This window comes from Dinoroseobacter sp. S375 (genome assembly GCF_049800775.1).
Classification (GTDB): Bacteria; Pseudomonadota; Alphaproteobacteria; order Rhodobacterales; family Rhodobacteraceae; genus Dinoroseobacter.
The window spans coordinates 75167-86222 of record NZ_JBNAFR010000009.1 but is presented as its reverse complement, the minus strand read 5'-3'; the positions used below and the strand labels follow the sequence as shown (position 1 = coordinate 86222).

Sequence of the window (11056 nt, the reverse complement as noted above, 5' to 3'; positions counted from 1 at the left end):
ACCCTCCGTGATCGTGTCGGTGCGGGTCCTGCGGGTGGGTGTTTGATGGGGGGGGGGGGGGGGGCCCGCCCCCCACGGCCCGTGCCGGGCCGCCCCCCGGAGTATTTCAGGAACAATGAAGGGGCGGGCCGATTGATCCCCGCTGCTGCGCGAGCTAAGGAGCGCGCAAAGGAGACCGCCCATGGCTTTTGACCGCTCGATCAAGATCGCCCCGTCCATCCTGGCCGCTGATTTCGCAAATTTTGGCGCGGAATGTGCCGCCGTCGAAGCGCAGGGCGCGGATTGGGTTCATGTGGATGTGATGGATGGGCATTTCGTGCCGAACATCACCTTTGGCCCGGCGACCTGTGCCGCGATCCGGCCGCATATAAAGGGGGTGATGGATGTCCATCTGATGATCGCACCGGTCGATCCCTATATCGAGGCTTTCGCACAATCCGGGGCGGATGTGATCACCGCCCATCTGGAGGCGGGACCCCATATTCACCGCACCCTGCAGGCGATCCGCGGGGCGGGGGCCAAGGCGGGGCTCGCGCTGAACCCGGGGACCGGACTTGGTGATGTGGCCCATCTGCTGGATATGGTGGATCTGGTCTGCGTGATGACCGTCAACCCGGGCTTTGGCGGGCAGAAATTCATCGATCTGAGCGCCAAGATCCGCGACTTGCGCGCGATGATCGGGGACCGTCCGATCCATATCGAAATCGATGGCGGCGTGACCCCAACCACGGCACCTCTGGTGGCCGCGGCCGGGGCGGATGTGCTGGTGGCCGGATCCGCCGTGTTCAAGGGGGGATCGGTGTCTGATCCGGCCCCGTACGGCGCAAATATTGCGGCGATCCGGGCCGCCGCCGAAGCCGCTCAGTCCTGACCGGGCAATTCCGAGAGCCAGAGCGCGCGCAGGGTCTCGCCATCGGGGAGGGGCGCGTTGCGCGCCTCATAGGCAAACAGATCCGCGGCGATCATTGCGGCCAGACGGTAGAGCGCGGGGACCTTGGCGTCGCCGGACATATCCTCCAGCCCGCTGGCGGCCGAGGTGATCGCGAAGACGAGGGCGAGGCCGCTGGCCTCGGGGAACTCCTCGGCCAAGGCGCGGGCCAGCTCATAATCGACGCCCTCGGCGCTGGCCACACGTTCCAACACCGACGCGATCATGCGATCTGTGAAAATCTCTGTCATCCCTGCGTACCTAACAAACTCGTCCTGAAATCCACCCACGGGATGGTCGACGGCGAGCTTTAGCGCAAAAAACAGCTGATCTCAAATCCCGGGGCGGTGGAAAGGCGCGCGTTTATTCGGCGACCTGCTTCAATCCGGCCAGGAGATGATGGAATTTCTCGCCCTGAACGGCCACGTGATCGCGCAGGATGGCCGCCGCGGCATCGCCGTCGGCGACGGTCAGGGCCGCGACGATCTGTTTGTGTTCGGCCATGGATTGGGCCAGACGCCCGCGCAATTGCAACTGCATCCGGCGGAAGGGTTTGAGCCGCTTATGCAGGCGTTCCACGTCGTTTTGCAGATAGGAATTGCCACATTCCGCGTAGATGATCCGGTGAAAGCGCTCGTTCTCGGCATAGTAGCCATCGCTGTCTCCGGCGGCCACGGCCTCGGCGCAGGTGGCGTTCGCGGCCTCCAGCGCAGCCAGAGCGGACTCAGAGATCCGGGGGGCGGCAAGGCGACCGCAGGCGGCCTCAAGCTCGGCCATGTATTCAAAGAGGGCGACCAGTTCCATCGGTCCCGGATGGCGAACAAAGACCCCGCGACGGGGGATTTGTTCAACGAGCCCGGCGGTTCCAAGTTGATGAAATGCTTCGCGAATCGGGGTGCGGGAGACGTTGAAATGGGCCGCGAGCTTGATCTCGTTCAACCTGTCGCCATCGGCGAAGGCGCCGGTGAGGATCATGTTCTCCAGCTCAAGGGCGATGGTATCGGCGCGGCGCGTCTCCATCCGGGGATGATGCCCCGCATGGCGATAGAATGCAATGGCGCAAAAATTGTATACAATATGATTGACAGTTGCCCGTGCCTCCCTAAGCTTAAGGTTAGCGCGCCCGAGCGAGATGCGGCGCGGATAAGGGAGGAAACGACATGAAATCATCTTTGCTGGCCGCCGTTGCGGCAACAGCCCTGGGATTGGCCACCACTGCGGGGGCAACCGAATTGCGCCTGTCGCATCAGTGGTCGAACAAGGATATCCGTCATCAGGTCGCCCAGATCGTGGCCGATGAAGTGGCCGCGGCGGATGTGGATCTCGAGATCAAGATCTTCGGTTCGCAATCGCTCTTCAAGGCCCGGGAGCAGTACAAGCCCCTGTCGCGCGGACAGCTCGACATGACGGTCTTTCCGCTCAGCTATGCAGGCGGACAGCAGCCGGCGTTCAACCTGACCCTGATGCCAGGGCTGGTGAAGAACCATGACCATGCCGCGCGTCTCAATGAGAGTGCTTTCATGGACGCGATCGAGGCCAAGATGGCCGAAGATGACGTGATGGTTCTGGTCCATGGCTATCTGGCTGGCGGTTTTGTCGGCAAGGACAAGTGCATCACGGCGCCGTCCGATGTGCAGGGAATGCAGACCCGCGCGGCGGGCAAGGCGTTCGAGCAGATGCTGGCGGGCGCGGGTGCGTCCATCGCCTCCATGGCCAGCTCCGAGATCTACAATGCGATGCAGACCGGCGTTCTGAACGCGGCGAATACCTCGTCGAGCTCGTTTGTGTCCTACCGGATCTACGAGCAGGTCGCCTGCTACACGCCGGCCTCGGATTTCGCACTGTGGTTCATGTATCAGCCGCTTCTGATGAACAAATCCACCTTTGACGGGCTGAACGAGGCGCAGCAGGCCGCGCTGATGGCCGGGGCCGCCAAGGCCGAGGCGCACTACCTCGAAGAAGCCAAGAAGCAGGACGCCGCCTCGGCGGAAGTCTTTGAAAAGGCCGGGGTCGAGATCGCTGCCATGAGCCAGGAAGACTTCGACGCCTGGCGTTCGCTGGCGCAGGAGACCTCCTACGCCAAGTTCATCGAGGATACGCCGGGCGGCCAGGAACTGCTGGATCTGGCGCTGTCGGTCGAGTGATCGACAGCTGAACCGCTCGGGGCGGCGCCCGCCGCCGCCCCTATTCCCCGGAATTCCAAGAACTGAGGTCAGTCCATGGCAGGGCAAAGCTCTGCTGCCGTGGCCCGGACAGGGGGAAACCCCTTCCTGAAGGCTGTGGCAGCTCTCTCGACACTCGCCGGTTGGCTCTCGGCTTCGATGATTGTCATCGCGGTCGGCCTGACCTGCCAGATGATCTTCATCCGCTTCGTGCTGAACGGCTCGACGGTGTGGCAGACCGAGGCGGTGATCTACCTCGTAGTGGCCGCGACCCTGATCGGGCTGCCTTATGTCCAGCGCCTGCGCGGGCATGTGAATGTGGATCTGATCCCACTGATGATGGGCCCGCGCCTGCGCCGGGGCATGGCGATCTTCACCCTGAGCATGTCGATCCTGATCATCGGGGTCATGCTGTTCTACGGGTTCGAATACTGGCATTTCGCTTGGGATCGGGGCTGGCGCTCGGACACGGTCTGGGGCCCGAAGCTCTGGATTCCCTATCTCGCGATCCCGCTGGGCTTTGGCCTGCTGATGCTGCAGCTCATCGCCGATCTGGTGGCGGTCCTGCTGCGGATCGATACGCCATTCGGACTTGAGGAGGACGCGTAATGGATCCCCTCACGCTGGGCGCGTTGGTCGCCTTTGCCACCATCATTGTCCTGTTCTCCGGCGTTTCCGTGGCCATTGGCCTGCTGATCGTCTCCGCCGGGTTCCTGATCGTCTTCGACGGCATGCGCTCGCTGGAGCTGATGCCCGAGATCTTCTTCGGCAAGCTCGACAATTTCGCGCTGCTGTCGATCCCGATGTTCATCATCATGGGCGCCTCGATTGCCTCCACGCGGGCGGGGGCCGACCTCTATGAGGCGTTGGAGCGCTGGCTGACCCGGGTGCCCGGTGGTCTGGTGATTTCCAACCTCGGGGCCTGCGCGCTGTTTGCGGCCATGTCCGGGTCCAGCCCGGCCACCTGTGCCGCCATCGGCAAGATGGGCATTCCCGAGATGCGCAAGCGCGGCTACCCGGACGGGGTCGCCGCAGGGTCCATCGCGGCGGGGGGCACGCTGGGCATCCTGATCCCGCCCTCGGTCACCATGATCGTCTATGGCATCGCGACCGAAACCTCGATTGGCCGCCTCTTCCTCGCCGGGGTCTTTCCCGGGCTGCTGCTGGTCGGACTTTTCATGGCCTGGTCACTCTATTCCACGTGGAAATCCGGGAACACCGCCGTGATGTCCCGCACGGTCTATACTTGGAAGGAAAAGCTCGAGATCCTGCCCCGCGTCCTGCCCTTTATCGGGATCATCATCGGCGTGCTCTACGCCATGTATGGCGGGATCGCGACACCCTCCGAGACGGCGGCGGTGGGGGCCCTCCTGTGCCTGCTGATCGCGATGATCATCTACAAGCTCTGGGCGCCTTCCGCGCTCTGGACGGTGCTGCGCGACAGTACCAAGGAAAGCGTGATGATCCTCTTCATCATCGCCGCGGCGGGCGTGTTTTCCTACATGCTCTCGAGCCTCTTCATCACCCAGGCCATTGCCGAGTGGATCGGCACGCTGGAGGTCAATCGCTGGGTCCTGATGGCGGCGATCAATGTCTTCCTTCTGGTCGCGGGCTTCTTCCTGCCGCCCGTGGCGGTGATCCTGATGACGGCGCCGGTGCTGTTGCCGATCATCACCACCGCCGGATTCGACCCGATCTGGTTCGCGGTGATCCTGACGATCAACATGGAGATCGGGCTGATCTCGCCGCCCGTGGGTCTGAACCTTTATGTGATCAACGGCATCGCGCCGGACATCAAGCTCAAGACCATCCTGATGGGTTCGCTGCCCTTCGTGGCCTGCATGGTGATCGCGATCCTGATCCTGTGCGTCTTCCCGGGCATCGCCACATGGCTGCCTGACGCGGTGATGGGGCCCAGCTTTTGAGCGTGATGGCGGATCTCCTCGGCACGCTCTTTGAGCGGCGCTACAGGGCCGGTGCGCCCGATGGCCGCTCCCTGCCCGAGCTTAGCCGCGCCCTCGTTGAGACCCGGGCCGAGGGGACGGGCGGCGCGCTGGCCCATGCCCTGCTCGATCGCTACGCGGCGGCGGGGCGGGACGAACGACAGGACTGGTTTCGCTTCCTCGCCGAGGAGATGGATCTCGACCTCGCCGCTCTGGAGGAGGCATTGGCCGCCTTCGGCACGGACCGCGATGCGAGGGCCTATCGCCGGTTCGCGGCCCTGAGTGAGCCGCCCCGGCAAGAGCTGGCCCGGCGTCTGAACCAGGTACAGGGCGCCACGGCACAGCTTGTGGCCATGCGCGCCGATCTGCTGAGCATGCTGGGTGAGGACCCGGCGCTGGCACGCGTCGATCTCGACTTCCGGCATCTCTTCAAAAGCTGGTTCAACCGCGGCTTTCTGGTGCTGCGTCCCATCACCTGGGAAAGCCCGGCCCATATCCTCGAGAAGATCATCGCCTATGAAGCTGTCCACGCCATCGACAGCTGGGACGACCTGCGCCGACGGCTGGAACCTGAGGACCGCCGCTGTTTCGCGTTCTTCCACCCGGCCATGCCCGATGAGCCTCTGATCTTCGTCGAGGTCGCCCTGCTCGACGGGGTGCCCGGCTCGATCCAGGCTCTGCTTGCGGCGGAACGGGTCGAGATGGACCCGGCGCAGGCGACCACGGCGGCGTTCTATTCGATCTCGAATTGTCAGGCGGGGCTCGCCGGGATCTCCTTCGGGAACTTTCTGATCAAGCAGGTGGTGCGCGACCTGCAGCGGGAATTGCCGCAGATCTCGAATTTCGTCACCCTCTCGCCGCTGCCGGGGCTGAAGGGCTGGGTGGCCGAGGCCGGTCTGGACTGGCCCGAAGCCCCCGAGGCGCAGCGCGCCCTGGCCGCCCATTACCTGACCCAGGTCAAGGGGCGCGGGGCGGGTCCGCGCGACCCGGTGGCCCGCTTCCATCTGGGCAACGGCGCGCTGATCCACGCGCTCCATGCGGCGGCGGATCTGTCCGAGAATGGCCGAGCCCAATCCGGTGGGGTGATGGTGAACTACCTTTACGATCTCGACCGGATCACCGACAACCACACCGCCTATGCCAGCGACGCGCGGATCGTCACGACCCGCGATGTGGCCGCCCTTGCCAAGCGCGCGCCCGCCGCCGACCTGAAAGAGAAGACCGAGATATGACCAATCCGCTGTATGACGCCCTGTTCGGTGCCCATGTCGGGAGCGCAGCGCCGTTCCTCCACCTGCCCGATGGCAGCACCCTGAGCCATGGGGATTTCGTGGCCCTGGCCGCCCGGTACGCGGCAACGCTGACGGGGCAGGGGCTCGCCCCCGGAGACCGGCTCGCGGTGCAGGTCGAGAAATCCCCAGAGGCGCTGGCGGTCTATGCGGCCTGTGTGCAGGCGGGGATCGTCTTCCTGCCGCTAAACACCGCCTATACCCCGGCGGAGGTCAGCTACTTCGTCGGCAATTCCGGGGCGAAACTCGTGCTGTGCGACCCCCGGGCCGAGGCCGGGCTTGCCCCCGTCGCCGCCGAGGCGGGCGCAGCCCTTCTGACCCTGGGGGGCGCGGGCGAGGGCAGCTTTGCCGATGCCGCCGCGCAAGCCCCGGCCAGTTTCGAAACCGTGCCCCGCACGCGGGAGGATCTGGCGGCGTTTCTCTACACCTCGGGCACGACGGGCCGGTCCAAGGGCGCGATGCTGAGCCAGGAGAACCTGCTGTCCAATGCCGAGGTGCTGATCGACTACTGGCGCTTCACGGCGGAGGACACGCTGCTCCATGCCCTGCCGATTTTCCATACCCATGGGCTGTTCGTGGCGACGAACATCACGTTGCTGGCGGGCGGATCGATGATCTTCCTGCCGAAATTCGACACGGATGCCATGATCGCCGCCCTGCCGCGCGCCACCTCGATGATGGGGGTGCCGACCTTCTACACGCGGCTTCTGGCCGATGCGCGGTTCAACAAGGATCTGGTCGCTCATATGCGGCTTTTCGTGTCCGGCTCTGCCCCTCTCCTGGCGGAGACCCACCGGGAGTTCGAGGACCGCACCGGGCACCGGATCCTCGAACGCTACGGCATGACCGAGACCAACATGAACACCTCGAACCCCTATGACGGCGCGCGCCGCGCGGGCACGGTTGGCCATCCACTGCCGGGGATCGAGCTCAAGATCACCGATCCCGAGACCGGGGCCGAGCTGGCCCAGGGCGAGATCGGCCAGATCGAAGTGCGCGGGCCCAATGTCTTTCAGGGCTACTGGCAGATGCCGGAGAAGACCGCCGCCGAGCTGCGCGCGGACGGGTTCTTCATCACCGGCGATCTCGGGCTGATCGATGACCAGGGCTATGTGCAGATCGTCGGGCGCGGCAAGGACCTGATCATTTCCGGGGGCTACAACATCTACCCCAAGGAGGTGGAGCTGGCTCTGGATCAAGCGCCGGGCGTTCTGGAATCCGCGGTGATCGGCGTGCCCCATCCGGATTTCGGCGAGAGCGTCGTGGGCGTGCTCGTGCCCCGGGGCGGGGCGGAGATCGATCTGGAAGCCGTGGCCGACCAGATCACGACCGAGCTCGCCCGGTTCAAGCAGCCGCGCAAGCTGGTGGTGATGGACGCGCTGCCGCGCAACACCATGGGCAAGGTCCAGAAGAACGTCCTGCGGGACCAGTTCGCCGACGCGTTCTCTTGAGCGGTGCCTCGGAAAATCCGCAAATTCAACATGAATACGGCGCATTTCGCCGGACGCGCCTAGGCCTTTTGCAAGGCTTTCTGCCTATCCCGAGGGGGCCCGACCAGCCCCGGCGGGCCAGCAGAAGGAGACGGCCCATGCTGTCTGTTCAAGGTGGTGTGCCACCTTCCCCAAGCGCGAGTTTGGGGGCCAAACCCCTGTCCGAGACGCAACAGCAAGGCTTGGACGATCTCTTGTCGAACTACGACGCAGAGACACTGTCCGATGAGGACGCCCGGAGCCTCGTCGAAGGGATCCGGGATCTCGAGATCCAGCGCGGCGCCGCGCTGACCGAGGCACTCGGATCTGCCGGATTCGATGCCCGTGAACTGGCCGCGCAGGCCGGGATTGCGGGCAAGCCCGCCGGCGGCGGCGGTGGACCCGGTGGCGCGGGCGGTCCGCCCCCCGGCGGTGGCGGAGGCGGCGGTCCCGGGGGGGCGCAAGGGTCGAAGGGCCCGGACAGTGCCGCGGTCCAGACCCTGCAATCCATTGTCGAACAGTTGGAGGAAGAGGCCTCCGAGACCGACGCGGATACGGATTTCAGCAGCCTCTTGCAGCAAGCGCTTGAGGATGCGGGGATCGACACCTCGCAGCCCATTCTGGACTTCCGGGCCTAGCCCCGCAGACGTCCTGTCGTCCCGTGGTGGGGGCGCTCGGTCCGGGGCGGGTTACCGTCCCGGATCGTCGCCATCGCTGGCGGGCACGTCCAGCACTTGCGGCCCGCTGGCATCGGGGACCGCATCGGCCACCGGATGGGCCTGCGAAGCTTCGGGGCTGCTTGTCTGCATCATCACATGCACCGGCGGGGCCTTGCCCTTGCGATCCTCGCCGAAATAGATCGTCTGATGCGGGAAGGGGATCTCGATCCCGCGTTCGTCGAAGATCCGCTTGAGGATCAGGTTGTAGGCCCGCCCCACGCCCCATTGCTTGCCCGGCTGGGTCTTGATCCGCGCGCGCAGCACGATCGCGCTGTCACCAAAGGAATTCAGGCCGAACCATTCCAGATCCCCCAGCAGGAAGGCCCCCTGTTCGGGATCTGCGCGCAGCTCTTCGAACGCGTCGAACATCGCCTGTTTCGAGACCTCGATATCCTCGCGATAGGCCACGCCCATATCGCAGACGTAAAACGAGAACTCGCGCATGTAGTTCGAGATCATCGAGGCCGAGGAGAAGGGGATCATATGGACGACCCCTTGCACGTCACGCAGGGTGACCGAGCGCACGGTGAGCTTTTCGACCGCGCCGACCACGCCGCCCACATCCACCACGTCCCCGACATTCATCGCGTTCTCGAACTGGATGAAGACGCCGGTGATGATATCCTCGACGAGCTTCTGCGCGCCGAAGGAGATGGCGAGCCCCAGCACCCCGGCAGAGGCCAGAAGCGGGCCGATATTCAGGCCCAGCTCGGACAAGGTGAACATCGCTCCGAAAATCACCAACACGATGGTCACCGCGTTACGCAGCAGTGTGAGCAGGGTGATCATGCGCGGCGTCGGGGCGGTGCCGACAAACGGGTTGAGCTGGTAATCCACCCAGGACGAAATCGCCAGATAGACCAGCGTCACGAGGATCGTCGCAAAGGCCACACCGAAGAGGGCGCTGATGAAGTTCGCCCCGGCCGCTGAGGCGAGATATCCGCTCAGATCGAAACCACCCAGCACATCGAGCACGCCGAGCACGACCACCGCCACGATACCGATCCGGATCACGATCAACGTGGCAGGCAGCAGCCGGTTGAGCCGCCCCGCCAGAAGGGGCAGGCGGCTGTCGACCATCTGGGGCAGGCGCACACGACGCCGGGTGGCGCGGCGGGCGAGGGCTGTTGCCGTCCCTCCCGCTGCGATGATCGCCAGAACCTTGACCGTATCAATGGCCAGTGGGCCCAGAACATTGCCCGGTCGAGTCAGCACGACGGTCAGCAGATAGCCGAGATAGAGTAGCACCGGCCAATGCCAGCGGATGGCGAAGAAGGCCAACACCTCGTCCAGCGTGGCGTCCTCCTCGGAATTCCGGGTCAACCATTTCGCCACAGCCTTGCGATAGCGCAGCACAACGATAAGCAGATAGAGGATCACCACCGCGCCCAGCAGGGTCGAAACCGCCCGTCCGATGAAGATCGATGTCTCGGCGGTGACCACCGGCACGGCCACCAGCTGCCCGTACCCGGCCAGTCCGATGGCAAAGGCCAGCATGCGCTGCATCCGGCGTGCTGCCTTGTCTCCGACCGCGATCAGGCGAAGGTCTCTGGACCGGGGTGTCAGGACAAAGCGCGACGGGATCTTGAGCGTCTCGACCAGCACAAAGGCCGCGAAAAAGGCGGTCTGCGCGGTGCTGAAGGTCGCGCCGCCTTCGCCGTTTTCCATCAGGAATGTCACCGCGGTGACGCCGATCACCCCGGCAATGGGGATGGCGAGGGTAATGATTGCGGTGCCGACCAGCCGCAGGATGAGCCGGTAGAACCAGTTGGCGCTGATGGCGCGCCGTCCCAGGGCGCGCAGCATGGGCCGCGTTGCCAGGCGCAGCGCGATAAGCGCGGCGTAACTGATGAGCACCGCCTCGGCCAGATCGCGGATCACCGAGAGGATGATCTCGGTTTCGAACCCCCGCAGTGCGAGCATCAGGGTCGTCGGGATCCGGTTCACCCGGGCCACGAAATCACGCACATCCGACGCCACTTCGGTGCGCAGCTGATGCACCAGCCGTGTAGAGAAATTCCCCTCTGGCGCGGTGCTCGTCGTCGTCGGTGGAGCGACCTCGGAGGGGGAAACCGCGCTGCGTGGGCCTGCGCCGCCCTGGGTTTCATCCACAGGCGGGCTTTCGCCTGCCGCCTGTTCCAGCTGGGCGATCAGGGCGGCGCGCGCCGCATCATCCTGCAGGATATCGATCAGGGCCTGAGTGGGGTCCTGCGGCGTCGGCTCCGGCTCTGGCGCGTCACTGGCCGCGGGCTCGCTGGTGCTGCTGCCGCCGATCCCGGGGATCGGGAAGGTCGACTGGGCTGCGGCCTGAACCGCCCAGAGGGCCGCCAAGAGCGCCAGTGCAAAGACCAGAAGAGCCGCTCGGAACGTATCGGTGGGGCGCGCCTGCGGTACAGGGGGGAGGGTCGTCGGCATTGGGGCACTCAAGCGATGAATCAAAAGGATAGATCGACAAGGGCCGATCCCGGATCTGCAACATGAACCATCGGGGCAGGGCCGCCAAGGCCCAAGGCCGCAAAAGCAAACACCCCCGGCAGGGGGCCGGG

Annotated in this window: 10 protein-coding genes; 7 read left to right on the top strand and 3 right to left on the bottom strand. The window is 65.0% G+C overall.

What is annotated here, in order from left to right:
• The first annotated feature begins 181 nt into the window (after positions 1–181).
• Entirely contained in the window at positions 182–871 is a 690-nt protein-coding gene (rpe, locus tag ACP150_RS17605) for a ribulose-phosphate 3-epimerase (RefSeq protein ID WP_424967999.1), read from the top strand.
• Here rpe and ACP150_RS17600 read toward each other — a convergent pair.
• Positions 862–1179 (bottom strand): hypothetical protein, encoded by a 318-nt coding sequence (locus ACP150_RS17600; protein WP_424967997.1) that lies wholly within the window; start codon positions 1177–1179, stop codon positions 862–864. The two genes, rpe and ACP150_RS17600, sit on opposite strands and share 10 nt — an antisense overlap.
• Before the next feature lie 112 nt (positions 1180–1291).
• Positions 1292–1948, bottom strand: a complete 657-nt coding sequence (locus tag ACP150_RS17595) for a GntR family transcriptional regulator (RefSeq protein WP_424967996.1) — start codon at positions 1946–1948, stop codon at positions 1292–1294.
• A 140-nt stretch (positions 1949–2088) separates the two neighbouring features.
• Here ACP150_RS17595 and dctP point away from each other — a divergent pair, with 140 nt between their 5' ends.
• From dctP to ACP150_RS17565, 6 genes are all read left to right on the top strand, one after another.
• Positions 2089–3072, top strand: coding sequence for a TRAP transporter substrate-binding protein DctP (dctP, locus tag ACP150_RS17590; RefSeq protein WP_424967995.1), 984 nt, complete (start codon positions 2089–2091; stop codon positions 3070–3072).
• Between the two features lie 75 nt (positions 3073–3147).
• Positions 3148–3699, top strand: a complete 552-nt coding sequence (locus ACP150_RS17585; protein WP_424967994.1) for a TRAP transporter small permease subunit — start codon at positions 3148–3150, stop codon at positions 3697–3699.
• Complete coding sequence (locus tag ACP150_RS17580) at positions 3699–5015, top strand: TRAP transporter large permease (RefSeq protein ID WP_424967993.1); 1317 nt, start codon at positions 3699–3701, stop codon at positions 5013–5015. Before ACP150_RS17585 ends, ACP150_RS17580 begins: the two co-directional genes overlap by 1 nt.
• Positions 5012–6265: a malonyl-CoA decarboxylase gene (locus ACP150_RS17575; RefSeq protein WP_424967992.1), complete on the top strand. Its 1254-nt coding sequence runs from the start codon at positions 5012–5014 to the stop codon at positions 6263–6265. The genes ACP150_RS17580 and ACP150_RS17575 overlap by 4 nt, the downstream gene beginning before the upstream one ends.
• Entirely contained in the window at positions 6262–7773 is a 1512-nt protein-coding gene (locus ACP150_RS17570) for a malonate--CoA ligase (protein ID WP_424967991.1), read from the top strand. Before ACP150_RS17575 ends, ACP150_RS17570 begins: the two co-directional genes overlap by 4 nt.
• Positions 7774–7910: 137 nt before the next feature.
• On the top strand, positions 7911–8429 hold the full coding sequence (locus tag ACP150_RS17565) for a hypothetical protein (RefSeq protein ID WP_424967989.1): 519 nt from the start codon (positions 7911–7913) through the stop codon (positions 8427–8429).
• A gap of 51 nt (positions 8430–8480) precedes the next feature.
• Here ACP150_RS17565 and ACP150_RS17560 read toward each other — a convergent pair whose 3' ends face one another.
• The gene (locus ACP150_RS17560) at positions 8481–10925 is read right to left on the bottom strand and encodes a mechanosensitive ion channel domain-containing protein (RefSeq protein ID WP_424967988.1); all 2445 of its coding nucleotides are present in this window, start codon (positions 10923–10925) and stop codon (positions 8481–8483) included.
• Positions 10926–11056 lie beyond the last annotated feature (131 nt).